We start from the raw sequence: 24,636 nt of genomic DNA on the forward strand, positions 1-24,636 counted from the left end.
CTACTGGGTGGTGGTGTCGGTGACCACGAGGAACTGGTCGCTGGGTAGGTCCATCACGACCTGTGCGTTGGTGCCCTGGGCGCGCTGGGCGGCGGCGTACTCTTCGGCCGGCCAGGAGCCGCGGGGGCCTCCGGCGGGGAACCGTTCCAGGACGGTCCGGGCCTGCGCGGTGGTGGCGGTCATCAGGCGTCGCCGCCGTTCACGCGCTCGTGGATGTCGATGAGGGTGGCGATGGCGTCGGGGTTGTCCGCCCGGCCGACCCACGCCCCGTGCGCGGTGAAGACGGGCACTGCGTCGGTGTCGGCGTCAAAGATGACGACGTAGTCGCCGTACCTGTCGAGCACCATCTCCCGCAGGACCGGGACCGGCGCGGTGTCCAGGACCTCCAGGGCGTCGACGGTGAGCCGGGCGGGCTCGCCGGGCGCCGGCGGCTGGACCAGGGTGCCGGTCGCGCGGAGCAGGTCGCCGGGCTGTATGCCTTTCAGCAGCTCGTGGGTGATCTGGGGGTTGTCGCTGGTGCAGGTGACGACCGTGTCGGGGGCGTCGTCGGCGAGCGCGTCGATGTCGGCGGGCCGGACGACCAGGTCGAAGGAGGCGGTGCCGTGCGGGCCGGGGACGGGGATCGCGTCGACCCAGCCGTCGACGGCGCAGTGCTTGGTGTCCATCAGCTGGCCTCCGCCAGGGTCTCGGCGGGGCGAGGGGAGCGGGGTCGGGTGGTGCGCTGGGCGATGTCCAGCAGCTCGCGGTTGCGCCGCTGCTGTTCGGGGGTGATCGGGCGGGCCTGCGCGCCGTGGCGGTGCCACAGCGGGGAGGCGGGCGGCTCGGGGTAGGCGAGGGCGTGGTCGACGTCGCGTTCGGTGCTGCTCATGGGGGCCTCCGTCTGGAGGGGAAGTTCAGGCGTGGTCCTTGCTCTTGCCGCTCTTGGGCGGGTCGGAGACGAACCGGGTCTCGCCGGGATTTCACGCGTTCCAGAGCTCCGCGCACGTCTTGTGCACGGCCTCTCCGGCGTGGGACCTCAGCGGAGTGGTCTTCCGGCACAGCACGCACCGCTCGGGCCAGGCGAAGTGCCTGCCCTCGTGCCAGTCCAGGAGTGGGACCGGCACGGCGGGCGGCTCGGGCGGTGCGGGTGCGGGGCGACGGCGGGCAGGTTCAGGACCACGGCGAACTCATCGCCTCCGAGACGGCCGACGGCGGCGAGCGGGCCCGCCCAGGCTGTGAGCCGGGCGCCGAACGCAGCGAGTACGGCGTCCCCGGCCGGGTGCCCGGCCGTGTCGTTGATCCGCTTGAAGTGGTCGACGTCGACGATGACCACGGCCGTGGTGTCGCCGTGGCAGGCGAGGATCCGGCAGGCGCGGGCGGTGTAGGCGTCGCGGCGTAGCAGGCCGGTCAGCGGGTCCTTCCGCGTGGCAGCGAGTTGCTTGTGCAGCGCGATGGCGTGCACCGCCCAACTGGCCAACGGAACGACGGCGGTGGCCAGCAGGAGTGCGTGCGAGCCGATCCTGCCCCGATTGAGTGGGACGGAGTCCATACTGAGGGTCTCCCTCTCGTCTCGTACGGGTTGGGTGGGCCCGGGACAGGCGGTTGGTTTCCACGCCTTGGCGCCTGTCCCGGGGCAGAGCTACAGCTCGACGTCGCCGTCGTCGGCGCGGGTCCAGCTGTACGGGTTGTTCCAGCGGCCGGCCGTCGCGGCGGGCCAGTCGGGTTCCCAGCCGGGCCGGTAGCCGCAGGCGCACCAGCCGTCCGGCCGTCCGTGGGGGATCTCGAGTCCGGCGTCCTGGGCTGCGCGTGCCGCGTCGTAGACCTCGTGTGCGATCCGTACGGCCGCGCTGCGGCTGTCGGCGCGGCCGGTGAAGACGTGCACGCCTCTCAGGCCGGGTTGATCGGTGCGGTGTATCGGGACGTCGACCTCGAAGTAGGGCAAGGGCATGACGTCCATCTCCTCTCGTGCTGCCGGTGGTTGAGGGGCCACTGCGACCGCCCCGGCCCGGCAGTGCGCGTCCGGGGCGGCACAGAGTGCGCTCATCTCGGGCAAATCAGCTGGCCGTCGCGATGCCGTCGCGCAGGTGGGTGCGCGCCCAGGCCAGAAGCGAGCGCTGGTCGCCGTCCGGGCTGGTCAGTGCGTCGGTGAGGTAGCTGACGGCGGAGTCCAGTTCCTCGCTGGCGTCCTGCCAGTGGCCCAGGCTGGACGAACCGAGGACGTCGCGGACTTCTTCGACCAGGTCGATGAAGTCGTTCGGGGTGGCACCGCGCTGCGACTGGTCGCCGATGAGGGCGGCGAGGTCGGTGGCGAAGCAGTCGCGGAGCGCGGCGAAGGTGTCGGTCCTGGTCTGGACGGCCATGAGGATCTCCTTGTCAGAAGTCGAGCTGGATGGTGATCGGGGGGCGGGGGTCGTCGCGGTGGTGATGGGCGGTACGGCGATGAGCGGCGAGACCGGTGCTTCCGCCCTGGATCGGCAGGTGGCAGTCCGGGCAGCTGTGCCACCACTGGTCCCCGGCTGGCAGGTCGGCCGGGGTGAGCGGGTGCGGGTGGGCAGGAGTACTCACGCGTTGCCTCCTGTGCGGGCCAGTCTTTGGGCGAGGGCGAGGAATTCGATGCCGAGGTCCGGTGCGGACAGGACCGTGCGGAGTACCGAGGCGAGGCCGTCCCGCTCGGTGGGGGTCAGGCCGTCCCATACGGCGTGCGCGTCGGTGTGCACGCCGACGGCCTGGAGGTAGGCCGCTTCCGTGGTGACGGTGTTCTCGGCACCGCACCGGCCGCACCGGTAGGTGGCCTGGTCCCAGCCGGAAGCGATGTCGGTGGGCTCGGTGGTCATCCGCGGGCCGCTTCCATCGCCTGCGCTTCGAGGTCGGCGCGGCCCTCGAGGTCGACGGCCTGGGCGTGGTCGTCGGCTTCCGGGTCGGTGTTGTGCGGGAATCTGCCGTGGAGGGTGCAGACGATGTCCTCGTTGTTGTCCAGCTCACCGGTGAGTGCGCGGTGGAGGCAGCTGATGCTGTAGGCCGGCGCCCAGGCGTAGCCGCGGCATTCCGGGTCGACCGGGCAGGGGACCATGACGTCGAAGCCGACGTCGCCCTCGCCGTCGGTGTTCTCGCGGAGGGCGAGGGTGAGGTATTGCTGCCCGAGGCGGATCTCCGCGACGCGGTCCCCGCCGGCCACGGTGGAGCCCGGTTTCCAGCGCCACAGCGGGAGGATCTCCGGGCCGAAGAAGCGGCGCGCCATCAGCAGGTTGCCCAGGCCCTCCCTGCCGTCCAGTCCGAGCTCGGCGTTCCGTGCCTGGCTCAGGCGCTGCAGGTGCGGCTCCAGGCGGTAGAGGCTGTCGGCGAACACCACATGGTTGAAGCCCTCACCAGCAAGGCGCGGGTGGGAATGGACCATCGCCTTGTGCTGTGCGAGGACCGTGGTGTCGGGCACGCGCCGGTTGGTCGGGCGCGGGCTCTGCCGCTCCACGCACACGGAGGCCGGCGTCGCGACGATGACCGCGATGGCGGGCATGCCGTGCTGCTGGGCGGCCGCGACCAGGGGTGCCCTGGCCGATCGCTCGACGTTCGTCGCGTCCACGATCGTGGTGCACTTCCTGGCCATCCGCCGGGCCAGGATCAGGTGCAGGACGTCGACAGCGTCGGCGGTCGCCTGCTGGCTGCCGGGGTCGTCGCTGACCGTGCCGCGCAGGGCGTCGAGTGAGAGGACCTGGGTGGCGGGCCAGGTGCTGGCCAGGGTGCTCTTCCCAGCCCCGGAGGCGCCGATCAGCACCCACAGGGCGTGCTTCGGCAGGTCCGGATACAGCAGCCTGGTCATACGCGTTCTCCTTCGGGTCGAGGGTGCGAGGGACAAGCGGTCGTCGTGGTCACCGCGCGAGGCCGGCGGCGGCCAGCGCGAGCAGGGTCAGGGCGGCGAGACTGAGGTCGACGGCTCGGCGCAGCTGGGTGAACTTCTGCATGGCGAGGATCGAGAGGGACCGGATGCGCGCGGCACGGGTGTCGTCTTCCATGCAGGCGCGGATCTCGTGTTCGTCCAGGCTGGCCCAGTACGGGAAGGACGTCTGGTCGTTGCCGCGCAGCCGGGGGCGGACGACCAGGAGCAGCAGGGCAGCGGAGGCGCCCAGGGTGATGATGGCCAGTGCGCCGAAGACCTTGGTTGCTGGCGGCAGGTCCTTGTCGCTGACGGAAGCGAGTCCAGCGAGGACCGCGCCGTTGAAGGCCAGCAATAAGGAGCTCTTGCTGTCCGTGCGCGAGATCTCCTGGACAACCGCAGCGCAGGCGGCGTCCAGGTTCTTGTCGGTGTCGGGGGCCGTGGTGGTCATGGGCCGGGTTTCTCCTTGTCGTAGACGAAGCCGGGCGGCCGCAGGCTCGGGCGCCCGGGTACGGCGTCTTAAAAAGGCGGTTCGTCGGGGCACGGGCTGAGGGGCAGGAGCCGGATGCGGAGCTCGGGCCGGTCGGACCAGCACGGGCACGCCTCCATCTCCGGGTTGGCGCCGCCGACCCACCAGCCGCCGTCTCCGTGGCAGCGCGGGCAGCCCTGGCGGGGCCGCGCGGTGAACTCGAGGCGGTGCCGGTCCGCGGACAGCTGCCAGTGGCCTGCCTTGAGGACGGCGAACGGCAGGGCCGCGGCGGCGGGTACGACCGCGATCAGCGCGGCAGTTCGAGTGCGTACCGTCGGGCGGACCGGACAGGGCCGGCCGATCCGGCGGCGCAGGCGGATAAGAAGCACGAGCGGTTCCTCCAGATGTTGGTGGGCAGCAAGCAGCGCACCCGATGACGGTGTTGGTCAGCGGGCGCGGGCTGGGCGGCTGGTCGGCCTGTCCGGTCCTCGCGCACCGAAGTGGGTGGGCGAGGGCCAGGCGGAGCGACCGGGATCAGCGCTTCTGCAGTGGGCGGACGTTGTCGAGGGTGTCGTCGGCGGGTGGGTCGGCCGGGGCCGGGATGTGGATCTCGGGCCGGATCTCGTGGCCGGCGTTGTAGATGTGGTTGACGACGACCGGGCGCAGGCTCAGGCCGCGCAGGGCGAGCACGGAGGCGAGGGTCCAGGCGAGGGCGGCGATGCCCGTGGCGACGGTGCGGTTGGCGGCGGGGGAGGCGGACCAGACCATGGCGATGCTGGCTGCGCCCCAGGTGATCCAGGTGATGCGGGCGCCGGTGCTGCGGAAGAAGCCGCCGATGAGGCCGAGGAGTCCGGCGATCTCCCAGGCGGTGTAGAGGGTGGAGCCGCTGATGGCGAGACCGGTCGACCGTTGCGCGATGTAGGAGCGGACCGGGTTGTCGATCACGCCCCACACGCCGGAGGAGGTGTCGGTGCCGACTTGGACGGCCGGGGCGGCGGTCAGCAGGCGGGTGACCGCGTTGTCGATGACGTCGGCCGCGGCGTCCAGGAGGACCAGGACAGCGCAGACCCCGGCGAGGCCGAGCACCGCTTTGATCCAGTTGGCCATCTCGTGCCATCCGGCACGGCGGGCGAGCAGGATTTCTTCCCACCGCCGGTAGAGGACGCCGCCCTCGCTCCAGGCGGTGGTCCACCACGTGGCCACGGTGGTGCGCCGTGGCAGTTTGACGGTTTGGGGCTTCGGGTTGTGGCGGTTGTCGGTCATGGCCGGCTTCTCCTTCGATCGCTGGTGGACGGGCGGGCGGCCTGGCCCGTACTCGGCTCCCCGCCCGTGCGGGCGGGTGCGAGTGCGAGCCGGGTGGCCCGGGTCAGCAGTGGGTGGAGGACTTGCCGAACCACCGGTTGGTGTTGATCACGGTGGTCTCGTTGTGCACATACGTCGTGGCGCTGCCACGGCGGCTGGCGGCCTTGGCGAGGAGCAGCAGGGCGAGGATGACGACCAGGGCGCTGCTGCCGCTGACGGCGGCGATGCCGGCGGCGGCCTGCCCGATGCCCCAGCCGATGCCGGCTCCGGCTGCCCCGGCGGCGACACCGCCGGCCAGGACGATCTGGGCGCGGGGGTCGATGAGCGGCTGCGGGGTCAGGTCCCGCTGGGGCGGGGCGGGCATGACGGTGGAGTGCAGGTAGCCGGCCGGGAGCATGTCGCGCGGGACGCCGACGAAGTTGCCGTCGGGTCCGGGCACCCACACCATCGGTCCGCGCTCGCTGTACGGCTCGACCGCGGCAGACACGGGGACAGCAGGCAGTGCGGGCTGATGGTAGGTCTCGTAGAGGTCGGGCTGGGTGCCGTGGAGGCGGGCCGTGTCGTACGGGGTCATCGGCCGGGGTTCCTTTCGCAGACGAAGGCGCCCTCCTGGCCGTCGTGGCCGGGAGGGCGCTGGGGGAGGGGGGTCGTCAGATGCTGGCGATCCACCCGGCGACCGTGCTGATGGCGTCCCTGATGGTGGGGGCGACGCCGGTGGAGGCGAGGAGGAAGCCGAACCCGGCGCAGGCCAGGGCGGGCCAGATGCGTACGGAGCCGCTTCGGATCAGGACGAAGACGACGATGCCGAGCAGGAAGACGGCGGAGACAGATACGGCCACGAGCGGGGTTTCCCTACAGGTGCGGGCAGGGCCCGGCCAGCGTGGCCGGGCCCTGCGGGTGATGGCGGGGGCGGGTCAGACGCCGGAGAGGTTCTTGATGGCTTCCAGCGCCTGCCGGGGTGAGGTGACCGCGTCGCGGCGGGCGGCGGACTGGGTGCCGTCGCGGCGCTTGCCGCCGCCCTTGCGGGGTGCGCCGTCGCCGTCCTCGTCGTCGCTGGGCTCGGGTCCGAACTCGCCGGGCCGGGGCGGCTCGGTCCAGTCGAACCAGAGGTCCCGCGCTTCGAGCTCTCGGATCTCGTGATCGGTCAGGGTGGCGATGGTGTCGGGGAAGTAGCCGTCGATGCCGGCCTTGAAGTCCATGAACAGGGTGCGCAGGACGTCGGGCTGCTTGGCTTCGACGATCCATCCCGCGCCGCCGGTGTTGGAGTTGGCGGGTGGCTCGGGCTCGCCGCGCATGACCCGCTCGATCCGGCCTGCCTCGGCGGGGGAGAAGGAGCGGGGGAGCGGGTCGGGGATGTACTCGGGCGGGATGCCGAGGGCCTTGAACATGTCGGTGACCTTCTTCGGCGCGACCTTCAGCACGACCGGGATGCAGTTCTCGCGGAGGTTCTCGCACAGCAGCTGGGTGAACCCGTCCTGCACGTAGATGGACTGGCCAGCGACCTTGAGGCCGATGCCGTACTTGCGGCCCTTGACCGATACCCGTTCCGCGAGGTCCATGATCTCCGCGCCGTAGAGGCCGTCGCGGGCGGCGGAGAGGAACTCGTCCAGGTAGGCGGACAGCATCCGGTAGGGGCAGCCCGGCAGGCTGGGATCCCATTCGTGGACCTGTCCGTCCTCCCACGGCATCTGGCCGCGGATCTCCATCAGCGCATCCAGGGCCCGCAGGAGCCGGAGCATGTAGAGGGCGCCGACGCCGTAGCGGGCGGTGTGCTTGCCCAGGGCGGCCGTCTTCTCGTCCGGTGCCTCCGTGGCCAGCATGACCACGGCCCCCCACAACGCGTCGGCTGCGACGTGCAGGGCCATCAGCTGGGTCTTGCCGCCGCCGGAGGGGGCGACGAACAGGCCGTGGGCGGCGCCCCGGTCGGTGTAGACGCGGTTGCGGGCGGGCTGGCCGTTGCCGAGGTAGCCGGTCACCCAGCGCCCGTCCGCATCCGGGGTGAGCAGCTCCCTCGTTGCGGGGAAGACCTGAGCGAGCGGCGAGCTGTCCCACAGGGAGACCAGGACCTGGCTGCCGTCGACGGTGACGAACAGCCGGCCTTCGTCGTACTTGGTCTTCAGCGCGGCCGCGAGCGCGTGCAGGTTGATGCGCGGCTCGCCCAGTTCGTCGGGGACCTGGGCGATGTAGTGGGTGACCTTGCGCTCGTTGTCGCGGACCTCCTTGACGAACTGCGACTCGGGCACGGGCCCGCTGCCGATCCGGTCGGCCCACCACTCGTGGGCGGTGGGGGCCTTGCGGCGCCGCTCCGCCGCATCGGGGGTGACGTGGACTTCTTTCCAGGCGGGCCCGCCCTCGCGTCCGTACTGCCGGACGACCTCCTTGATGGTCACGTCGGCGGCGTCCACGCCGAACGCGGCGGCGATGTCCTCCTCCTTGAGCCCGGTGATGGGCCGTCCGGCTTCGCAGGCGCGCAGCAGCAGCGACAGGTCGTTCGGCACGCCGGGGTGCGGGGTGGCCGTCACGACGACGGTGCGGCCGGGCATGCCGCGGTTCTCCCACAGCCGGCGGACCTGGCGGGTGAACGGGTCGGCTCCGTCGTCCGGCTGCGCCGGGGACGGCTCGGGAACGGGCTGCAGCTGCGGCGGGGGAGCCGGGGCGGCGAGGGCGGGCCGGTGGTGGCGGCGGGTGTGCCGGGAGAACGGCATCAGCAGCAGGCCGGCCGCGGCCCATCCTGCGGCGAGCAGGGCGTCCAGGCAGTAGGGGCCCCAGCCGGGCGTGTGCCTGGCGGCGACGTCGACGGCGGCAGCGAACACGAGCGGCGACCAGCGCAGGATCTTGCGCCCCGTGCCGGGCTTGTCGCTCTTGGCAGCCAGGATCCAGCCGCTGATGCCGGCGGCGCCCGCCAGCTGCACGACGGTGTTGGCGGGGCTGTCGGGCACAAGGTTCGGGGCCGCGGCGAGGACCGGGGCGGCCAGGGTGTACAGGGTGCGCTCCAGTGCGACGCTGCGCGGCACGGACACGGCGTGTCTCCTTCGGTAAGAAGCGCGCTGGGCGGCCCGCGCCGTGCTGGCGGGGCCGCCCCGCGCTGGGGCCGGGGGTGGGTCAGTGGGCGAAGAAGCCCGGCTTGGGGGTGCGCTCGGGGCGGCTGGAGCGGATGTCGTCCAGCGCCTCGTACAGCCGCGCGTGCGTACGCTGCGCATCGTGGGCGAGGCCGGAGACGTCTTGGGCGGTCTCGTGGAGCTTGTGGACCTCTCCGGCGGCGCCGCCCAGGGCGACGGCCACCTGGTGGGTCATCTCGATGAACTTGCGGTCCAGTTCGGCGTTGGCGATGTCTACCGCCAGGCCCTCCGTGCGCTGCGCGTTCATGCGCATGCCGCGCAGCAGCAGCTCGAGATCGTTCGCGGCCAGGTCCATGGCCGTGCCCAGGGTCTTGAGCTTGTGCTGGACGGCCTTGTAGCGGTTGTCGCTGTCCGTCGGGGCAACAAAGGTGCCGGGGCGAGGGGCGGGAGTGCTGCTCATCAGCAGGACCTCTCTAGTCGTGGTGGGCGGCGGCGGAGGCGTGGGCCAGGCCCGCGTCGTCCATGGCCTGGATGTCCTGGCCGTACGTGCGGCCGACCGCCATGGCGGCGATCCGGGCGGCTTCGGAGGCGATCTCGCACTCGGTGGCGCACCGCTCGGCCAGCTGCTTCATGCACATCGCGCCATCGGCGAGGTTCGTGATCTGGTCGACGACCTCGGTGGCGATGTTGTGGTCGCCGACCAGGTCGACCGCCATGTCGCGCAGGGCGTCGGCGACCTTGCGGAGCGAATCGGCCAGGTGCTCGGCGCGTTCACTGTCGTGTGCGGCGGAGATCGCGATGTTCGCGATCTCCATCAGGTACTCGTCGAAGGTGATGTCGGTACGGTGCCGGGCCGGCGTGCCGGCCTGGCCGGACACGGTCTTGCTGACCTCCGATGCCATGGGGTCCTCCTGTTCGGGGGGTCGGGTGGTGCCGGGACGCTGGGTGTGGGGTTCCGGGGCGCGGGGGAGGCTCGCCGGGCTGGTGACGTGCGCCCCGAAGGGGTCGGACGGGTCGTCGACGATGACCGCGTCCGGGATCTCTTCCTCAGCCGGCTCGGTCCTCGGGGGATGGCTCGGGCGGCCGGGACTGTCGACGGTGAACCCGAGGTCTTCCGGCTTCGCCCTCTGGGACGGCTCCTCCGCCTCGGGCGGGGCGGTGCCCTCGCCGCCCTTGGCGAAGAAGTCCTTGAACCGTTCCTTGAAAGAGCGCCCGTCGCCGCTGGCGTCAGCGCCCGGCGGGCCCTTGACGTCGTCAGGCTTGGGGACGTCACCCGTGCTGGTGCTGTCCTTCGCGTCCTTGTCGCTGGAGTCGTCGGACGGTTTCTCGCCGCTCTGCTTGTCGTCCTCCGCCGCCTTGCCTTTCGGGCCGTCAGCGGCCGCTTCAGGGCCGCCCTTGGGGCCCTTCTCGGTGGTGGCGTCGGCGCCCTTGCCGCCGTCGCCGTCCTTGGCGGCCTTGTCTTTCGCGTCCGCGCGGCGCTTGTCCCAGCGACGCTGGGCTTCCTCCGCCACGGCCGCGCCCAGGGTGGTGCGGCCGGTGACGGCGGCTTTCGCCGCGTCCCGCTTGGCTTGCTTCGCAGCAGCCCGTTCAGCCTTGGACCTGCGGCGTTCCTCCCGTCCGGCCTGCTTATCCGCGCGGGCCTGGTCGCGGTCCTTGCTGCGGTCCGCGAGGCCGGCCGCCTGGGCGGCGCTGCGCCGCTGCTGGCGTGCCGCCTGCCGGGCCGCGGCCCGTTCCTGGCGGCCGCGGGCCCGCTCCTGGGCCGGGCTGGAGGCGGAGGAGCGCGGCGGCTTGCCGCCGCCGCCCTTCGAGCCGCCGTTGCCGGACCCGGAGCTGCCCGAGCCCTTCTTGCCGGAGCCGTCCGAACTCCCCTTGCCGGTACCGGCCTTGCCTGAACCGGAACCGCCAGAGGCGTTCTGACGCCCTCGGGAGCCGCCGGACGACTCATTGCCCTTCGAGCCGCCTTTACGGCCGCTAGCGGAGCGGTCAGGGCCCTTCCCGGTGCCCTTGGGGGAGTTGCCGCTGCCCGAGCCGCGCCCCGGGCCTGTGGCAGACCCGTTCGTCCCTGATCCCCGGCCGCTGCCGTTCCGGCCGGAACCGCCGGAGCTGCCGCCCCCGCGGGAGCCGCCCGCGCCGCCGGCCTTCGAGCGGCCCTTGTCGGCGCCCATGCCGGAGGCGGAGGATCGCGCCGCGTCGGCCTTGCCGCGTGCCGCTGCCTTGTCGGATTTCGCCTTCATCATCGCGGTGCGGAGCTTGCCGTTCTGCTCCATCATTGCGGTTTCCTGTGCGGTGCGGGCTTCCAGAAGCGCCGCCTTGCGCGCAATTTCTGCCTCACGGAACGACGCTTCTCCGGCGTGCCGGTCCCGCGCGACGTCCAGCCGGAATTCCAGCCAGTCACCGAGACGGTCAGCGAGAGAACGAGACTGTACGTATTCACCTTCCTCGTATTCGTCGGAATCCGAGGGGCCGGGGATTCCCGTTTCCCGCAGAGCCGTTTCCGGGGAAATCGGCCCGCGAACCGGGGGGAGTTCCATTGTCGTCTCCGCCGGGGATTCCGGAGGGACAACACTGCCCGGACTACTGTGGGGCGGTTCGGAATAAAAGAGATCCCCGCCGTCGGGAGCGTCCGGCATGCCGCCGGAATCGCTGCCCCGGGCGGGGAGGTGGACCACGTTGTTGCCGGTGTCGTCGGACACGCGACCCCTCCTCCTAGGCTTGACAGTCGGCACCGGCCTCGCGTACACGCGTGCGCGGCACGCGTGACACGCGACACGCGCGGCACGCGTTGGGACCGCCGAAGGGCCGCCCCCGGGGGTCGGGGACGGCCCTTCGTGCGGGACTCGGTGGGCTAGCCGGCGTGGCGGCGGTAGACGTTCTCCAGAGCGAGCGCGACGTCACGGATGAAGGCCGTGTCTCCGTCGCGGTAAGCCTGGGTGCCCCGGATGTTCATGATCCGGAGCCAGTAGTAGAAAGTGCCGAGGTCATTTCCGTGCTGGGCGATCAGATCCTGCCTGATTTTCCGCTCGTGTTCCGCACGGTTGAATTTCTTCCGCTCAGCTTTCGTGAGCGGGCGACCTGCACTCACGCCGACTCCCTGCGGTCCAGGTTGTAAATCGACGTGGCACCACCATAGCCCATATTCGCGCCCTGCGCACCCGGCTGCTGCGGGTTCTGCGGAGCGGCCTGGAGCGGCGGATTATTCTTCCGTACCTTGAGCAGTTTCTTTTCCTTTCGCTGCTTCTTAACCTCCGCCACCTTTTCATCATGGGCGTGGCGCTTATGGGCGCTCTTTTCCAGTCCCGAAGTGACGCTCTTGAGGTTCTTGATGACGTCATTCAGGGACTTTTCCACCGGGAAGGAACGCAGAAATGCCTGGCCCATCTTGTCGCCCTCCACGCGAGTCCCGCGGCAGTGCACGCGGGTCTCGCGCTGGAGGACCTCGAGCTTGGCCGCCATGTCCAGCACGACCCGGTGGAAGTCCGCGAGGTAGCGCGCGTAGGCGGCGGGGTTCTTCGCGATCTCACGCAGCGCCTCGTTCGGGTCGTCGAAGAAGGGCGTGTCTTCGGTACTCACGGGGTCCTCCGTGGGGCTCGGATCTGCTGTACTCAGGGGGCTGGGACTGCTTCCGGCAGTCGCAGCGAGGGCCAGCCCATTACCGGTGGGCTGGCCCTCACTGATGTGTGCCGGACGGTGTGATCAGGGGCGGTAGCCGTCGGCGAGCAGCGCGACGGCCTCCTGGCGATACTTGGACGCGGTGTCCGTGGACGACACGTCGAACGCACGCTGGACGTCTGCGATCGAGATCCGCTCGCACAGTTCGTGGTGGATGTCGTCGTACGCCAGGCCGTCGGGCACGACGCCGGCCGCGAGCGCCATGCGGGCGACCTTGCGGACCGCGCGCTGCCGCGAGGTCAGCTTGGCCTCGTCCTCGATTTCGACCGCGCGCCGCTCGATTTCGGCAGCGGCCAGGCGCGTTTCGGCAGCGCGCCGCTCAGCTTCGGCAGCAGCTTCACGGGAAGCCAGCTTCTCGGCGAGAGCAGCCTCTCGGCGTGCTTCCTCCTCCTCCGCCTTACGGTCCTTTTCGGCAGCGACCCGGCGCGTTTCGGCAGCAGCCTTCTCCGTTTCGGCAGCACGCCGGTTGGCTTCGGCAGCAGCCCTGCGGGCTTCGGCGATGGTCTTCGTGTCGACCGCCAGGGCTTCCGCCGCGGCGACCCGGTCGGCATCCGCGGCCTCCTTCCGCTTCTGCGCCGCCTGGCGCTCCAGCTCAGCTGCCTCCAGGTCCGCGGCGGCCTTCACCTCACGGTCCTGGGCCTCCTTGCGCTCCGCCTCTGCCTGCCGGGCCCGGGCCTCGGCCATCACGGCCTGGTCCAAAGCCTCCCGCTCCAGGGCGGCGGCCCGCTCTGCGGCGCTGACCTGGGCGCGGGCGTGGGCGCGAGCCTGGCCGGTCTGGCCGTCGACTTCGGCGCGCACCTTTTCGACCTTGCCCTTGGCCCGCAGGCGGTCGGCCTCGGCCTCGGCCTTGGCGACCTCGCTGCGGGTCTGAGCGTCCAGGCGCCGGCGCTCGGCCTCCTCCTCACGCTCCTGAGCTGCACGCTCCTGCTCGTCGGGCATGGCCAGGGCCTGGGCGACGGTGTAGCCGTAGGGGGCCATCTTCATGGGCAGCAGTTCGTCCTCGGTGGCCTGGGCGAGGTCGCCGCCGTGCTTGCGCTTGAGCCACTGCTCGTAGGCGATGAGCTCTTGGTCCCGGCGGACCATCTCCGGGTAGGAGGCCACGCCCCACAGCCGCATCCGGCGGTAGATCCGGGCTGTCGCTACGGGGGCGAGCAGCCAGCGGACCAGCGGGATGGAGTCGCGCTCCAGGTCAGGGCGGACGACGCGGTCGATGGCGTCGCGGCCGACCTCCACCACCATGATGAAAAGGACCGGGACGGTGCCGTGCGCGCCGGCGGCGATGTAGTCGAGCGTTTCCCAGGGGCCGCGTGGGGCGGCGGAGGCGGCGTTGAGGACCACCGTGGCGGCGGTGAGCAGCCATACGGGGTAGCGGACCCAGCTGATGGGGCGCTTGAGCCAGGCCATCAGCAGGTCGACGGCGATCATCACCATGATGCCGGTGTCGACGCCGCCTGCGAACAGTTGTCCCTTGCCCAGGCTGTTGAAGTGCAGTCGCTCGAAGGCGAAGACCGCGACGTGCCCGAAGCTGAGGTACAGGCCGATGCCCGCCAGGACGAGCGCGGCGGCCACGATCCCTGCAGTCGTCCACTTCTGGGAGGCGGTCAGCTTCCCCTCGGAGGATTCGGCTCCGCTTCCGTTTTCCGTCTCCGAAACGCCCTCCGGCGTCTCCGAAACGACGTCGGGTGTCCACGAAACCGGCTCGTGCGTGTCCGAAACGGCGGCCGGTGGAGCCGAAACGGGGTCGGGTTCGGCCGCGGTGCGCGGCCACTCGGTGAGCGTCATGGGGGCCTCCGGAATGGGGCGTTCAGGGTGTGCGCGAAACGACGGGGGCCGCTCCCGAAACGCGGGCGGCTGCTCCCGAAACGGCTGCCGATGGAGCCGAAACGGGGCCCACAGCGCCCGCGGCGGGCTCAGTCGAGCGTGCGGTGGTCCAGGCCGGAGTCGCCGGCGAGCTCGGCGACCTCCCGGAGCCGCTCGCGCTGCTTGCCGATCTCACCGGTGACGTGGTCCACGAGCGGTGTCTCCCGCCGGCGGTAATACGAGGTGGACTCGTACTCGGAGATGTGGTCAATCCACCACTGCGTGGCGTCCAGGCCGATCTCCTTGGCGACATCCTTGAGCTCGAGCGCCTCCCACTCCCCGGCGGCGCGAACGTGCTCATCGGCGACCTTCGCAAGCTTCGCGGCGATCTCGTCCCACGCTGCGGCGGCCTGCTTCGCGGCCTGCTCGGCATCGGTCAGGCGCAGCAGCTGCGCGCGCCACGAGCCGTCCGAGGTCTGCCAAAACGCCTTGAAGACGGTCTGCAGATCGGTCTCCGCCTGCGTCCACGCCTCCCACAGGGGCGCGGCCTGACGCAGGAGCGGATGGGCCTGCAGGCGGAAGCGGGCCTTGGACCAAGTGATCCGCGCCGCCTCGTACTGGCTGCTCAGCGCACAGCGCTGCTCCCAGGTCACCGTCTTGTCCTCGTAGACGGCCCGGGGCATCTCGGGCTCGGGCTCGCGACCGGTGAACGGCGCGAAGGTGTAGACGGTCCAGCCCTCGTGCCGGCCGGGCTCAGCTCGCACGAAGTGCGGGTGGTGGTACGCGCTCAGGTCGGCGACCGCCGGGGCGGGAGCAGGGGGTGCCGGCTCGGTGGCCTCCTGACGGTGGGGCAGGCCGGGGTCCAGGGGGTGCTTCAGCGGGATGGTGCCGGGCATGTGGTCCTCCTGCGGTCGAGTCGGCTCCGGGACTGTCCCGGGTCGGGGCGTACGGAAAAGCCAGCCGCCCGTCGTGCGGGCGCCCGGCCGGGGCATGTGCTGTGTGGGGCGGGAAGGAATGGCCTTGGCGGACCTGCCTGGCGAGAGCAGAAGGTCAGGCCGAGGCGGCGGGCCAGTGGTCAGTGCTGTAGCCGCGGGCGACCAGGGCGGCGGCCAGGTAGTCGGCGGCCTCGGCCTCGTCGATACGCAGCTGGTACCGAGCAAACGCCAAGCAGGCCACCTCCACGGGGCTGACCTTCTCCGGCACCTGCTTCACCCCCGCCTCCCGGACCAAGTCCTCGGCCACGCCCATCAGGCGGCTGTGCCGCTGCCTTGCCTGAAGCCTGATCTGCCGCGCGCGCAACTTCTTGAACATGCGTGCCCCTCCTTCTGTAGCCGGGCTGTCCGGCTCCCCTTCACCGCCCGCCCCGACGCAGGGCCGGTGCGGGCGGATCAGGCAACCGTCAGTCAGGCGGGGGAGGGGGACGGCACGGCCGTCGGTACGCGGCGGGCGCTCAGCACCCGGTCGGCCACTCCACCCGGGGTCACCAGCAGCACGCCGCCGGCCTTCCGCACCCCCGCGTCGACGTCGGCGATCAGGGCGGCGGTGTCCGCGCGCAGGGCGGACGGGCTGTACCTCCAGTCGGCAACGCGTTCGAGATAGACGGCTGCCAGCAGGGCCTGCCACCGGTACTCGAAGCCAGCGATGTTCCGACCGGAGTGGTGGGTCAGCCGCCAGCCGGGCAGGCCGACCGCGCGGTGCACGAGCAGGCCGTCCGCGACGGTGCGGTGCACCTGGACGGCAACCCGCCCGCCTCCGCGCACCGGGACGAGCAGCACGGCAGGCGCGCTAGGCGGCGTAGTCGGGTTCGGGTTGAAGGAGGCGAGGATCTGGGAGGTCTCACACTCGGCGGCGCTCCACGAGAGGGGATCGCCGTGGGTCTGGGAGAAGCGGATGCTGTCCACTGCAGCTCCTGACGGATGTGGGTGTGCGGTGAGGCAGGCGGCACGTGGTGATCTCGCCCCGGGCACCGGGGTGACCTTCCGCGCGCCGCCTGCAGAGGTGAGTTCAGCGCCGACGCTGCTGCGCCTGGCGCTGGCGGTAGGCGTCCTGAAGACGGGCGAAGCGCTCGTAGAGCGGCGCCCCGACCGCGCATTCGTCGTCGGCCTGACAGGCCAGGCAGTCGGCGGTGTGTTCGCTGGAGGTCTCGAAGGCCTTCATGTACCGCTGAAACAGATCATCCGCGGGCACGCCGAGCCTCCTCGCTGCGCCGGTTCACCTCGTGCAGTTCGTCTCGCAGGCGCTGCCGTTCGGCGTCGGTCATGCCGCACCTTCCTTCGCGTGACGGGCCCGGTTGCGGGCGGCGCGGCGCTTCATCGCGCGCCGTTCGTCCTCGGACAGGCCGCCCCAGACGCCGTGCTCCTGGCCGGACTCCAGGGCCCACCGCAGGCACTGCTCCATGACGGGGCAGCGGCGGCAGACCGTCTTGGCCTCCTCGATCTGGAGCAGGGCCGGGCCGGTGCTGCTGATGGGGAAGAACAGCTCGGGGTCTTCTTCGCGGCAGACCGCGTTGTGACGCCAGTCCATTCCGCTCACCGCCCCTCGCGGACGCGGCGCAGCGCCTCGTCCATGTTCGGGTCGGAGTCGCCGTCGTGCTGTGCGATCCTGGTGCGCATCAGGTCCTCCACTCAGGTCCTGGACAGCCCCAGGGCCCTAATCCCTGGGGCTGTCGCTTTTCTCGGCTGCCAGTACGAGCAGCCACGGTCGCCCCCACCCGGCCGAGAGGTGGGAGCGACCGTGATCGCTCGTCCGGAGTCAGTGGCCGACGGTCGCCCCGGACAGGCGGCTCACCTTGGCGACGTGGGCGTCGTGTTCCTTGATCAGGGTCTGGGCCTGGCCTGCGATGGTGTGGGGGTCGTACTCCCCGCGGTAGTTCTTGCCGTAGTAGTCGTCGGACGCGATGTGCCAGTCCTTGGCCTCCGGGTATCCGGCGGCCACCAGGGCTTCGTCGCAGCCCAGCATGTATTCGTGGAAGTTCCGGCTATGGACGTCCGCGATCTCCTGAGCGCGGACGTCGAAGGCGATGGCCGCGGCCAGGTAGGCGTCCTGGGCATCGACAAGGCGGGAGATGGCGGCGGTCCACTCCTTGGCGGCCTCCGGGGCACGGAGGTAAGCGAAGGCGGCCTCCACGGCGTGCTTCGCCTGGCTGTGGGCCTTCCACCGGTCACCGGTGTCCTTGACCACGGCCTTCAGCTCCGTGACGTGGGCGGCGTTGCGCCACTCGATGCGGGCCTGGCGGTAGACCTCCGACAGGAAGAAGCGGGCCTTCTCTCGGAGGTCGTATTCGTCCTCGCCGGCCTCCGGGCGCCCGGCCTCCTTGTCGACGTGCCGATACGCCAGCTTCGGGTCCTCCCAGTAGCACTCCGGCTCCTCGGGGCGGGCCTCCCTGCCGGTGAAGGGCTTGAAGGTGTAGCTGTTGCCCCAGCCGGAGGGGTGGGGCTCCACCTTCTCCAGGTTGGCGGGGAGGTAGGGGGCCAGCCGCACGTTGAAGATGTTCTTCAGTTCGTCGGCGGTGACCTTGAAGGTTTCACCCAGCATGTGGTCGCTCCTGTTGGTCTCGAAGAGCTTGTTGAGGGTCTTGCAGGGACGGCAGTCCGGTTTGTGCGGTGGCTGCCGCGCAGATGAAGGCCGTAGCAATCCCACTGTTCGTATGAGCAGCCACGGCCCCGGCCGCCACGCGTGCAACGGGGGCGGCCGGGGCCGTGGTCGATCGTCGCGGGTGTAAGTCAGGCGCTGATGCGCAGCGGCGCGGTCGGGACCTCGGGGCCGCGGAACTCGGAGACCGTGCCCTGCGGGTGCTGTCGGCACTGGTTGTTCGCGGTCTCCACCGCCTTGCCGCCGCGCTCGGTCCACTGCGCCTTGCGGATGGCCGGCGCCGACTGCTTCCGTGCGGCGCGCCGCTCCTGACGCTCCTGCTCCGCGCGAGCCTCACGGCGGGCGGGCTCCTCCTGGAGGGCGAGGACATAGCGGCGGGCGAGGACGCCGCCGTCCGTGCAGTGCTGGCCGCCGACGCACCGCGTGCAGCCCTTGCGGTGGGCGAGGTAGGACTGGCGGGCCGTCTCCAGCGTGACCTCCGCCTTGATCCGGGAGACCGGGGCGGCCGGGGCCGGGAGCGGCTTGTAGAACTGCTGCGCCGCGCGCCGGTTCTCCTGCGGCATCGCGTCGCGCAGCAGCCGGTTCTGACGGGCCTGCCAGCGCCGGACGTCGATGTCGATTTCCACCAGCTGGTCGCTGCCGGGGCAGAGGGTGTGCTTCTCGCCCTCCGCGACCTTGTCGGAGATGCAGTGCTCACGGATCTTGAGGACTGTGTCGCCCATGATCCGGCGCCAGGTGCGGCAGTCGGGGCAGGCGATCGACTTCACTTCGTCCGGACGGACGTTGTAGTCCTCCGGCGCCATGCTGCTGAGCTTGAGCGCCTCGCGGCGGTTGGTGTTCTTGGTCCGGACGCGGCCGGGACGCTTGCGGGGCATCGAATCCTCCTGACGTGGGATCGGGTGCGGGTGCTGCCTTCTCTGCCGCGCCAGGCCGGCCTTTCGGCGGTTGGTCCTGGCGGACAGACAGCGCAGCAGCGCCGTTCGAGATGGATCACGTGGAGCTATTCGGTACAGGCGTCTAGGCCGGGGGAGCTCGGCTCACCCCACTGCCGCCGCCCCGAAGAGGCGGTGACTACCTGCTGTTTTGCGGTGGTGCTTACTCGGTGCTCCCAGAGGGGCACCGACGCCTTACATACATCAGGTTGCCTCAGGTACCCTCAGGTGTCAAGCGGTATAGTGAGGGAACCAGATGGAGTCGAAGGAGGCGAAGGCACATGACCGGGCCACCCCGAGCCGACAATCGGCCGCCGTACGCGCGCATCGCGGGCCACTACCGCGACCTGATCAGCTCCGGGGAACTCTCGCCGGGCGACCTCCTGCCCAGCATCAAGACGCTGGCCACCCAATGGGAGGTCAGCACGGCCACCGCGGACCGGGCGATGCGGTTGCTGCGCGAAGAGAAGCTCGTGCAGGGCATCCCGGGCGTCGGCACTGAGGTGATGGCACGCCCCATCTCGCTGTCCTCCGGGGCGGAGCGTCACGATCGCAGCAGCAAGACGCAGTCGTCGTGGGGCGTCGGCGAGAAGTCGTCCGGCCACACCGCCGGCATAGTCGAGGCTCCCGAGGACGTCGCTCATGTGCTGGGCATTCCGCCTGGTGACGACGTGATTCGCCGCAGCCGTGTCTACCGAGACGCGCATGGCATCGTCTCCCACTCGACGTCTTGGATCCCCGCCGAGTTCGCCAAGGTGCTCCCAGAGTTGGCCCGGAGCGAGCGACTCAAGGGCGGGCTGTCGATCGACTTGATTGCTCGGGCTACCGGACGGCACGTCGTGAAGCGCGTGGATGAGGAGACGGCTCGCATCGCAACAGCGCCCGACCTCAAGCTCCTGGAGCTGGAGGCCGACACCATCGCGGCGATCTTGGTGCTGACCGCGCGCTTCCTGGACGCCGACGGCGAGCTGTTGGAGTACGGCGTGGACCTGGGCGCCCCCGGTCGCACCCGCAGGACCACCTCGGAGGTCTTGCGGTGACCGCGTGCGGCACCGTTCCCCTGGATGACGCCTTCGTCGACGGCCTTGAGCGCCGCCTCGGTGTGCGCCTGCACGCGCAGCGCACCGACACCCTGACTCTGGAAGGACGATTCGAGATCAGCCGCATCTCCGAAGCCCCGGCCGGACGGCAAGGGCCGGCGCCGCGCGCCATCCTGATGACCGGAATGCCGGGCGCCGGCAAGACGACTCTGGCCCGCGCCCTCGAGCAGGCCGGGATGGTGCGCCTCTGCCCTGATGAAGAGATGTTCCGCCGCTACGGTCACTACGGCAGGGACTTCCCCCGCGGCCAGTTCCGCGTCCGGGAAGCCCCCGTGCTCAAGGACATCGCTCTGGAGCTCCAGGAGCTCCTGGCGGCCGGACGAGACGTCGTGGTCGACCACGGATTCTGGACCCCGGAAGAGCGCGGCCAGTGGGCGGCAACCGTAATGGAGGCCGGCGGCGTTCCTGTACTGGTCTACCTGCCGGTTCCACACGAGGTGCGCTGGGAGCGCATCCAGGAACGCAACGCCCAGTCCCTGATCGACGCGAACAGCATCGAGTTCAGCGAGGAGGACCTGCTCAGGTTCGCGGGCCGCTTCCACCCGCCGACGACCGCTGAGCCACACATCACCTACGACGGTGACACGGAGCGCGTGCTGGCAGAGCTTCGCCGTACACGCCCCTCCACGGATAGCGGTCGACATTGACTCCCACCTCCCACTCGCCGTACCAGGCGCTCGGTAACCGTCTTGTGGGGCCCATCACACTCGCGGGAGGCTGATCTCAACATCACAGCGCCTTGTCGAAGCTCATGCGCATCGACGTTCACGGACTTTCAACATCTACGTACACATGGGATTTGACGGCTGCGGCCTAGGCTCACGGGCCATGACGACAACCGAGGGGACCAGGGTGGGAAAGCACCGAGCGGGGTGGAGGCCAGACCGTCTGCGGGAGCAGCGAGAGGCTCATGGCTTGACCTTGGAGAAGGCTGGTGAGCGCCTCCGTGAAGTTGCCGAGAGGGCCAAACTGAAGGGCATCCCGGCGGCGAATCCCCAGACCTTATGGCAGCACGAGCAGGGTGAGGTCTACCCCGGCCCACACTACCGACGCGCTTACTGCCTCCTCTATCGCGCGACCGAGCCCGACCTCGGCTTCCGGGCCGCCCTGCCGGGTGAGGAGACGTCTTTCCAGCTCACGCCGATGGACGACCGCCTCAACGGTGCGCACGTGCTGGCCGTCGAACGGGCGATCCACCGCATCTCGCCGGGTACTGAGGACGCTGGCCACTTCGCTCTGCAGCAGCGCATCATCGACGCGTGGAAGCGTCGGCACACCGGGGGCGACCCGCACCGTCCGGTCCTGATCCTGGTCGGCGGATTCGCCGGCAGCGGTAAGACAGAGCTCGCCCGGTTCTTCGTGCAACTCACCGGTTGGCCGCTGCTCGACAAGGACCCGCTCACCCGGCCGTTGGTGGAGCGGCTCTTGGTGGCGCTGGGCGGCGACCCGAACGACCGGCACACGGAGCTTTACAGGGATCGTGTCCGATCGGTGGAGTACGACTGCCTCATGCAGTCCGCCATGGCGAACATCAAGTGCGGCATCAGCACGGTGCTGACCGCGCCTCTCATCGCTGAGATGACGGACGCGGCCTGGATGCAGCGCCTGACCAACCGAGCCACGTCCATGGGTGTCGACGTGTTCCCCGTGTGGGTGCGCTGCGATGAAGAATCGATGCGGGAGTACATCACCTTCCGCTCCGCGGCCCGGGACGCCTGGAAGCTCGCCCGGTGGGACGAGTACATGGCCACGATCGATCTGGACCTGCGGCCTGCGGTGCCGCACCTGGTTGTCGACAATCGCCTGGGCACCGCGGTGACGCTTGCGGACCAGGCCCGGCAGGCGATGGGGGCGATGTACGCATGACCAGCAAGCAGGGAGTCGTCCTCTACGGTCCGCCAGCGGCGGGCAAGGACACCGTCACCACGGCGCTCACCGAGCTGAGCCCGACGTACGCGCAGTTCGCGCGGCTCAAGGTCGGGACGGGCAAGTCCACCGGGTACCGGATGGGCACGGTGGAGCAGCTGAGCGAGCTGGAGGCGGCGGGTGCCGTCGTCTACGCGAACAGCCGGTACGGCAACACCTACGTCATCGACGCGCCCGGCCTGGACGACGCCTTCGCCGCCGGGGTGCCGGTGGTGCATCTCGGGCAGGTGGACGGCGTCCGGGCCTTGACCGACGGCTACCCGGCGAGCTGGGTGGTCGTGCTGCTGTGGTGCTCTCGCGAGACGACTGCGGAGCGATCCGCCGGTCGGGGAGACAGCGACACCACGGCACGGCTGACGGCGTGGGACGCGACCCGCGAGGACCTGGACGGGCATCCGGCGACGGTCTGGGACCTGACCCTGGACACCACGGCGGCGTCGCCGCAGGAGGCGGCGCGCCTCATCGACCAGTTGCTGACACAGCGGGCGGGAGCGGCGACGGCATGAGCGCGGGTTACGGCTGGGCGAGTCGGTCCAGGGCGTCGGTGAGCGTGATCTCGCTGTCGTCCTTGGCGTCGTGCCACCGTGCCAGCGTGGACGCAGCCGCGTGCAGCATCTCCGGCGGGAGGCCGGCGGCCGCGAGCGCGTCGGCGGCTTCCTCCAGCTCCGGACCCCAGCGCCAAGCGCGCGCGGCGGTCTTGGCGACGTACTGCGGCTCGGAGAGGTACGAGTCGGTGCGCTTCGAGGCGACCTCGAGGAGCTCCTGGTCGACGCCGTGCTCGCGCGCCATCCCGACCGCGAGCGCTACCAGCACTCGGCTGGTCTTCTGGAAGGACGCGTACGCCAGCTTCAGCGCGGACGCCTTCCCGACCTTCGTGCCCAGCACCGCCGTCCGGACGGCGGTGCCCGCGAACAATGCCTCGATGCGCTCGGTCGCCGGGACCGGGCCGGACAGGTACAGGATCGGCGTCTTGCCGCCGATGGGCGGGGAGCCGACAACGCCGCCGTCCACGACGGTCGCGTCCGGCTCGAGCAGTGCAGCGATCCGCTGCGCCCGCTCGGGGCTGATCGCGTTCGCTTCGACGTACACCCCAGCGAAGCCGTGCCCGGCAACGTCGCGGGCCACGTCCTCTGCGGCGGCTGGCGGGCAGAGGCTGATGACGATGTCGCTTCGATCCGCCAGTTCCGACAGCGTGGCCACAGACGTCAGGCCGAACTGCGCGGCGCGCGCCGCGGACGCGGCGCTGCGCGCGGCCTCACACCACACGATCGAGGCCGCGTTGGTGGCGGCGCATGCTGCCACGGCGGCGCCCATGCTGCCGGGGTGGAGGATGCCAACGGTCGGCTGGTCCACAGTGCTACTCCGTCTCGTTGAGCAGGATGGCGATGGCGTCGGTGACGTCGTCGACGATGTGGTGCGCAGCGGGGAGTCCGTCCGTCCAGTGGTGGCCGCGCAGCCAGATGGTGTGCAGGCCGGCCCGGTGTCCGCCGACGACGTCCCCGGGCTTGTCGCCGACCATCCATCCGCCGTCCGCGAGGTTCACGCTGCAGCGGGAGGCCGCGAGTTCGAAGAGGTGCGGGTCCGGCTTGCGGATCTCCAGGTCGCCGGAGACCGCGATGCCGTCGACCAGGTCGGCGAGGCCGGTCGCGGTCAGTTTCGCGCGCTGGATGTCGCTGGCCCCGTTGGTGACGATGCCGATCGTCCATCCAGACGCTCGCAGACGGGCCAGTCCCTCGAGGACTTCAGGACGGCAGGTGCTGGCGGCCGCCATGAGGCCGACGTACTCCTGCCACAGCTGCTCCGCGGACACCTCCAGGCCGAAGGCCGCTCGCAGCCGGGCGAAGTCGGTGGCATGCGCGCGGTCGGCCAGCTCGGCGCGCAGCCACTGTTCGGCGTCCGGAGCAAGGGCATGGGCCCGGCACAGGCCAGTCACGGCATCGCTGAGCGCCGACTGCCGGTCGGCCAGCGTGCCGTCCAGATCGAAGAGGGCAAGGCGGGACACCACGGGCACGGACCCTACCGGGCAGCGAACCCAACGCAGTTCACGGTGACGGCTTCTCCCATCCGGAGATCGCATCGTGTATCTTTCAGGGAATCATCGATCTTGAGAGGCTGCGCTATGTCCGACCCGGACCGCTTGAAGCGGGTCGACGCCCTGCTGGACGACGTCCTGCCGCCGCCGCCCGTGCGCGCGAAGCTGCGCCTCGCGGCCGGCCTCACGCAGCAGGAGGTCGCGGAGGCCGTGGGCGTGAAGCGCCTTGCCGTAGCCCGTTGGGAGTTGGGCCAGACCCATCCCCGACGTCCGCAGCGCGCGGTCTACCTACACCTGCTCAACCGGCTTGCGGAGCGGTATCCGGAGGCCGCGAAGGCGGATGAGGGCATGCCGACGCCAGCCTCCGAAGGGGGGTCGGGATGACCTAGTGGTCATCGGCCGCGCGCGCCGAGAAGCGGACTAACCACCCGCTGGCCTCGCGCGGCCCGTCTACCGACCGGATTAACCACCCGCGTCGGCTGCTCAGATCCCGGTTACCGCCGGTCCTGAGCTGCGGCTCACCGAGCCGCCCATTTCAAACCCGGCCCCTTACCAGGGCCACCTGCACCACCGGCCACTAACCAAGGCCACCACAGCCGTAGCAGTACCGATCCGCATCACCCGCAGGCCCCCACCACAGGGGCTTCGCGGTTCAGCAGGACCGGGAGGGGAGGAGAAATCTCCCCCCGCCCGATCGGTGTCCGCCCTCTTCTCACGAAAGGGGCGGCGCCTGACACATCCGCACATCTGGTTCGGCCGGGCCCGAGGGCTCTGGCCGGTCCAGCTATATGGAGAGCAGGTCGTTTCTCATAGTGCCCGAGAGCGGTGTCCCCTGTCAGCTTGGCTCTGTCCGTTTCACCCCGGTTCGAGACCCCCGCGCTTCCCGCGTGTCGGGATTCGCACACCCTG

34 protein-coding genes are annotated in these 24,636 nt (G+C 70.7%); 5 read left to right on the forward strand and 29 right to left on the reverse strand.

Annotation, left to right across the window (positions count from 1 at the left end):
* The 27 genes from ACOTKD_RS36325 to ACOTKD_RS36455 form a co-directional block, all read right to left on the reverse strand.
* Positions 1–183: a hypothetical protein gene (locus ACOTKD_RS36325; RefSeq protein WP_424893270.1), complete on the reverse strand. Its 183-nt coding sequence runs from the start codon at positions 181–183 to the stop codon at positions 1–3.
* On the reverse strand, positions 183–665 hold the full coding sequence (locus ACOTKD_RS36330) for a hypothetical protein (RefSeq protein WP_424893271.1): 483 nt from the start codon (positions 663–665) through the stop codon (positions 183–185). The genes ACOTKD_RS36325 and ACOTKD_RS36330 overlap by 1 nt, the downstream gene beginning before the upstream one ends.
* Positions 665–868: a hypothetical protein gene (locus ACOTKD_RS36335; protein ID WP_424893272.1), complete on the reverse strand. Its 204-nt coding sequence runs from the start codon at positions 866–868 to the stop codon at positions 665–667. Before ACOTKD_RS36335 ends, ACOTKD_RS36330 begins: the two co-directional genes overlap by 1 nt.
* Before the next feature lie 147 nt (positions 869–1,015).
* Positions 1,016–1,528, reverse strand: a complete 513-nt coding sequence (locus ACOTKD_RS36340) for a GGDEF domain-containing protein (protein WP_424893273.1) — start codon at positions 1,526–1,528, stop codon at positions 1,016–1,018.
* Between the two features lie 90 nt (positions 1,529–1,618).
* Complete coding sequence (locus ACOTKD_RS36345) at positions 1,619–1,927, reverse strand: hypothetical protein (RefSeq protein ID WP_424893274.1); 309 nt, start codon at positions 1,925–1,927, stop codon at positions 1,619–1,621.
* Positions 1,928–2,033: 106 nt separating this feature from the next.
* On the reverse strand, positions 2,034–2,339 hold the full coding sequence (locus ACOTKD_RS36350) for a hypothetical protein (protein WP_424893275.1): 306 nt from the start codon (positions 2,337–2,339) through the stop codon (positions 2,034–2,036).
* A 13-nt stretch (positions 2,340–2,352) separates the two neighbouring features.
* The gene (locus ACOTKD_RS36355; protein ID WP_424893276.1) at positions 2,353–2,544 is read right to left on the reverse strand and encodes a hypothetical protein; all 192 of its coding nucleotides are present in this window, start codon (positions 2,542–2,544) and stop codon (positions 2,353–2,355) included.
* Positions 2,541–2,813, reverse strand: coding sequence for a hypothetical protein (locus tag ACOTKD_RS36360; protein ID WP_424893277.1), 273 nt, complete (start codon positions 2,811–2,813; stop codon positions 2,541–2,543). The genes ACOTKD_RS36355 and ACOTKD_RS36360 overlap by 4 nt, the downstream gene beginning before the upstream one ends.
* Positions 2,810–3,793, reverse strand: coding sequence for an AAA family ATPase (locus ACOTKD_RS36365; protein ID WP_424893278.1), 984 nt, complete (start codon positions 3,791–3,793; stop codon positions 2,810–2,812). Before ACOTKD_RS36365 ends, ACOTKD_RS36360 begins: the two co-directional genes overlap by 4 nt.
* A gap of 49 nt (positions 3,794–3,842) precedes the next feature.
* Positions 3,843–4,298: a Pycsar system effector family protein gene (locus ACOTKD_RS36370; protein ID WP_424893279.1), complete on the reverse strand. Its 456-nt coding sequence runs from the start codon at positions 4,296–4,298 to the stop codon at positions 3,843–3,845.
* 68 nt (positions 4,299–4,366) lie between these two features.
* Positions 4,367–4,705 carry a hypothetical protein gene (locus tag ACOTKD_RS36375; protein WP_424893280.1) on the reverse strand — a complete coding sequence of 113 codons (339 nt, stop codon included), beginning with the start codon at positions 4,703–4,705 and terminating at the stop codon, positions 4,367–4,369.
* A 145-nt stretch (positions 4,706–4,850) separates the two neighbouring features.
* A complete protein-coding gene (locus ACOTKD_RS36380) occupies positions 4,851–5,579 on the reverse strand; it encodes a hypothetical protein (RefSeq protein WP_424893281.1) in 729 nt (242 codons plus the stop codon).
* Positions 5,580–5,682: 103 nt separating this feature from the next.
* Positions 5,683–6,192: a hypothetical protein gene (locus tag ACOTKD_RS36385; RefSeq protein ID WP_424893282.1), complete on the reverse strand. Its 510-nt coding sequence runs from the start codon at positions 6,190–6,192 to the stop codon at positions 5,683–5,685.
* Between the two features lie 76 nt (positions 6,193–6,268).
* On the reverse strand, positions 6,269–6,457 hold the full coding sequence (locus ACOTKD_RS36390; RefSeq protein WP_424893283.1) for a hypothetical protein: 189 nt from the start codon (positions 6,455–6,457) through the stop codon (positions 6,269–6,271).
* 75 nt (positions 6,458–6,532) lie between these two features.
* Positions 6,533–8,638, reverse strand: a complete 2,106-nt coding sequence (locus ACOTKD_RS36395; protein ID WP_424893284.1) for a chromosome segregation protein ParM — start codon at positions 8,636–8,638, stop codon at positions 6,533–6,535.
* A gap of 82 nt (positions 8,639–8,720) precedes the next feature.
* A complete protein-coding gene (locus tag ACOTKD_RS36400) occupies positions 8,721–9,137 on the reverse strand; it encodes a conjugal transfer protein TraB (RefSeq protein WP_424893285.1) in 417 nt (138 codons plus the stop codon).
* Between the two features lie 13 nt (positions 9,138–9,150).
* Entirely contained in the window at positions 9,151–11,370 is a 2,220-nt protein-coding gene (locus tag ACOTKD_RS36405) for an ATP/GTP-binding protein (protein ID WP_424893286.1), read from the reverse strand.
* Positions 11,371–11,522: 152 nt separating this feature from the next.
* Positions 11,523–11,759: a hypothetical protein gene (locus ACOTKD_RS36410; RefSeq protein WP_424893287.1), complete on the reverse strand. Its 237-nt coding sequence runs from the start codon at positions 11,757–11,759 to the stop codon at positions 11,523–11,525.
* On the reverse strand, positions 11,756–12,247 hold the full coding sequence (locus ACOTKD_RS36415; protein ID WP_424893288.1) for a hypothetical protein: 492 nt from the start codon (positions 12,245–12,247) through the stop codon (positions 11,756–11,758). The genes ACOTKD_RS36410 and ACOTKD_RS36415 overlap by 4 nt, the downstream gene beginning before the upstream one ends.
* 123 nt (positions 12,248–12,370) lie before the next feature.
* On the reverse strand, positions 12,371–14,128 hold the full coding sequence (locus ACOTKD_RS36420; RefSeq protein ID WP_424893289.1) for a DUF2637 domain-containing protein: 1,758 nt from the start codon (positions 14,126–14,128) through the stop codon (positions 12,371–12,373).
* Between the two features lie 128 nt (positions 14,129–14,256).
* On the reverse strand, positions 14,257–15,042 hold the full coding sequence (locus ACOTKD_RS36425; protein ID WP_424893290.1) for a hypothetical protein: 786 nt from the start codon (positions 15,040–15,042) through the stop codon (positions 14,257–14,259).
* Positions 15,043–15,196: 154 nt separating this feature from the next.
* A complete protein-coding gene (locus ACOTKD_RS36430) occupies positions 15,197–15,457 on the reverse strand; it encodes a hypothetical protein (protein ID WP_424893291.1) in 261 nt (86 codons plus the stop codon).
* Between the two features lie 92 nt (positions 15,458–15,549).
* The gene (locus ACOTKD_RS36435; protein WP_424893292.1) at positions 15,550–16,047 is read right to left on the reverse strand and encodes a hypothetical protein; all 498 of its coding nucleotides are present in this window, start codon (positions 16,045–16,047) and stop codon (positions 15,550–15,552) included.
* Between the two features lie 103 nt (positions 16,048–16,150).
* On the reverse strand, positions 16,151–16,333 hold the full coding sequence (locus tag ACOTKD_RS36440; RefSeq protein WP_424893293.1) for a hypothetical protein: 183 nt from the start codon (positions 16,331–16,333) through the stop codon (positions 16,151–16,153).
* A 69-nt stretch (positions 16,334–16,402) separates the two neighbouring features.
* The gene (locus tag ACOTKD_RS36445) at positions 16,403–16,669 is read right to left on the reverse strand and encodes a WhiB family transcriptional regulator (RefSeq protein ID WP_424893294.1); all 267 of its coding nucleotides are present in this window, start codon (positions 16,667–16,669) and stop codon (positions 16,403–16,405) included.
* A 228-nt stretch (positions 16,670–16,897) separates the two neighbouring features.
* Positions 16,898–17,680: a hypothetical protein gene (locus ACOTKD_RS36450; protein WP_424893295.1), complete on the reverse strand. Its 783-nt coding sequence runs from the start codon at positions 17,678–17,680 to the stop codon at positions 16,898–16,900.
* A 188-nt stretch (positions 17,681–17,868) separates the two neighbouring features.
* The gene (locus ACOTKD_RS36455) at positions 17,869–18,612 is read right to left on the reverse strand and encodes a hypothetical protein (RefSeq protein WP_424893296.1); all 744 of its coding nucleotides are present in this window, start codon (positions 18,610–18,612) and stop codon (positions 17,869–17,871) included.
* A gap of 338 nt (positions 18,613–18,950) precedes the next feature.
* Between ACOTKD_RS36455 and ACOTKD_RS36460 the strand changes: the two genes are divergently transcribed.
* The 4 genes from ACOTKD_RS36460 to ACOTKD_RS36475 all read left to right on the forward strand — a co-directional run bounded on the left by ACOTKD_RS36460 (position 18,951) and on the right by ACOTKD_RS36475 (position 22,201).
* Positions 18,951–19,709, forward strand: a complete 759-nt coding sequence (locus ACOTKD_RS36460) for a GntR family transcriptional regulator (RefSeq protein ID WP_424893297.1) — start codon at positions 18,951–18,953, stop codon at positions 19,707–19,709.
* A complete protein-coding gene (locus ACOTKD_RS36465; protein ID WP_424893298.1) occupies positions 19,706–20,416 on the forward strand; it encodes an AAA family ATPase in 711 nt (236 codons plus the stop codon). The genes ACOTKD_RS36460 and ACOTKD_RS36465 overlap by 4 nt, the downstream gene beginning before the upstream one ends.
* 181 nt (positions 20,417–20,597) lie before the next feature.
* On the forward strand, positions 20,598–21,635 hold the full coding sequence (locus ACOTKD_RS36470) for an AAA family ATPase (protein ID WP_424893299.1): 1,038 nt from the start codon (positions 20,598–20,600) through the stop codon (positions 21,633–21,635).
* Entirely contained in the window at positions 21,632–22,201 is a 570-nt protein-coding gene (locus ACOTKD_RS36475) for a phosphotransferase-like protein (RefSeq protein WP_424893300.1), read from the forward strand. The genes ACOTKD_RS36470 and ACOTKD_RS36475 overlap by 4 nt, the downstream gene beginning before the upstream one ends.
* Before the next feature lie 7 nt (positions 22,202–22,208).
* Here the strand turns inward: ACOTKD_RS36475 and ACOTKD_RS36480 are convergent, their stop codons facing one another.
* Positions 22,209–23,048, reverse strand: coding sequence for a DUF1932 domain-containing protein (locus tag ACOTKD_RS36480; protein ID WP_424893301.1), 840 nt, complete (start codon positions 23,046–23,048; stop codon positions 22,209–22,211).
* Between the two features lie 4 nt (positions 23,049–23,052).
* Positions 23,053–23,697 (reverse strand): HAD family hydrolase, encoded by a 645-nt coding sequence (locus tag ACOTKD_RS36485; RefSeq protein ID WP_424893325.1) that lies wholly within the window; start codon positions 23,695–23,697, stop codon positions 23,053–23,055.
* A 117-nt stretch (positions 23,698–23,814) separates the two neighbouring features.
* Here ACOTKD_RS36485 and ACOTKD_RS36490 point away from each other — a divergent pair, with 117 nt between their 5' ends.
* Positions 23,815–24,111 (forward strand): helix-turn-helix transcriptional regulator, encoded by a 297-nt coding sequence (locus tag ACOTKD_RS36490; RefSeq protein WP_424893302.1) that lies wholly within the window; start codon positions 23,815–23,817, stop codon positions 24,109–24,111.
* Positions 24,112–24,636: the final 525 nt, after the last annotated feature.

This window comes from Streptomyces sp. XH2, from assembly GCF_049725035.1.
GTDB classification, from domain to species: Bacteria; Actinomycetota; Actinomycetes; order Streptomycetales; family Streptomycetaceae; genus Streptomyces; species Streptomyces roseoverticillatus.

Bases quoted from the DNA above. Each gene is read 5' to 3' on its own strand.
- ACOTKD_RS36490 (WP_424893302.1), top strand. From the start codon at position 23,815: ATGTCCGACCCGGACCGCTTGAAGCGGGTCGACGCCCTGCTGGACGAC.
- ACOTKD_RS36345 (WP_424893274.1), bottom strand. From the start codon at position 1,927: ATGCCCTTGCCCTACTTCGAGGTCGACGTCCCGATACACCGCACCGAT.
- ACOTKD_RS36360 (WP_424893277.1), bottom strand. From the start codon at position 2,813: ATGACCACCGAGCCCACCGACATCGCTTCCGGCTGGGACCAGGCCACC.
- ACOTKD_RS36330 (WP_424893271.1), bottom strand. From the start codon at position 665: ATGGACACCAAGCACTGCGCCGTCGACGGCTGGGTCGACGCGATCCCC.
- ACOTKD_RS36445 (WP_424893294.1), bottom strand. From the start codon at position 16,669: ATGGACTGGCGTCACAACGCGGTCTGCCGCGAAGAAGACCCCGAGCTG.
- ACOTKD_RS36470 (WP_424893299.1), top strand. From the start codon at position 20,598: ATGACGACAACCGAGGGGACCAGGGTGGGAAAGCACCGAGCGGGGTGG.
- ACOTKD_RS36385 (WP_424893282.1), bottom strand. From the start codon at position 6,192: ATGACCCCGTACGACACGGCCCGCCTCCACGGCACCCAGCCCGACCTC.
- ACOTKD_RS36370 (WP_424893279.1), bottom strand. From the start codon at position 4,298: ATGACCACCACGGCCCCCGACACCGACAAGAACCTGGACGCCGCCTGC.
- ACOTKD_RS36335 (WP_424893272.1), bottom strand. From the start codon at position 868: ATGAGCAGCACCGAACGCGACGTCGACCACGCCCTCGCCTACCCCGAG.
- ACOTKD_RS36430 (WP_424893291.1), bottom strand. From the start codon at position 15,457: ATGTTCAAGAAGTTGCGCGCGCGGCAGATCAGGCTTCAGGCAAGGCAG.
- ACOTKD_RS36325 (WP_424893270.1), bottom strand. From the start codon at position 183: ATGACCGCCACCACCGCGCAGGCCCGGACCGTCCTGGAACGGTTCCCC.
- ACOTKD_RS36460 (WP_424893297.1), top strand. From the start codon at position 18,951: ATGACCGGGCCACCCCGAGCCGACAATCGGCCGCCGTACGCGCGCATC.
- ACOTKD_RS36340 (WP_424893273.1), bottom strand. From the start codon at position 1,528: ATGGACTCCGTCCCACTCAATCGGGGCAGGATCGGCTCGCACGCACTC.
- ACOTKD_RS36420 (WP_424893289.1), bottom strand. From the start codon at position 14,128: ATGACGCTCACCGAGTGGCCGCGCACCGCGGCCGAACCCGACCCCGTT.
- ACOTKD_RS36475 (WP_424893300.1), top strand. From the start codon at position 21,632: ATGACCAGCAAGCAGGGAGTCGTCCTCTACGGTCCGCCAGCGGCGGGC.
- ACOTKD_RS36455 (WP_424893296.1), bottom strand. From the start codon at position 18,612: ATGCCCCGCAAGCGTCCCGGCCGCGTCCGGACCAAGAACACCAACCGC.
- ACOTKD_RS36350 (WP_424893275.1), bottom strand. From the start codon at position 2,339: ATGGCCGTCCAGACCAGGACCGACACCTTCGCCGCGCTCCGCGACTGC.
- ACOTKD_RS36400 (WP_424893285.1), bottom strand. From the start codon at position 9,137: ATGAGCAGCACTCCCGCCCCTCGCCCCGGCACCTTTGTTGCCCCGACG.
- ACOTKD_RS36365 (WP_424893278.1), bottom strand. From the start codon at position 3,793: ATGACCAGGCTGCTGTATCCGGACCTGCCGAAGCACGCCCTGTGGGTG.
- ACOTKD_RS36380 (WP_424893281.1), bottom strand. From the start codon at position 5,579: ATGACCGACAACCGCCACAACCCGAAGCCCCAAACCGTCAAACTGCCA.
- ACOTKD_RS36425 (WP_424893290.1), bottom strand. From the start codon at position 15,042: ATGCCCGGCACCATCCCGCTGAAGCACCCCCTGGACCCCGGCCTGCCC.
- ACOTKD_RS36450 (WP_424893295.1), bottom strand. From the start codon at position 17,680: ATGCTGGGTGAAACCTTCAAGGTCACCGCCGACGAACTGAAGAACATC.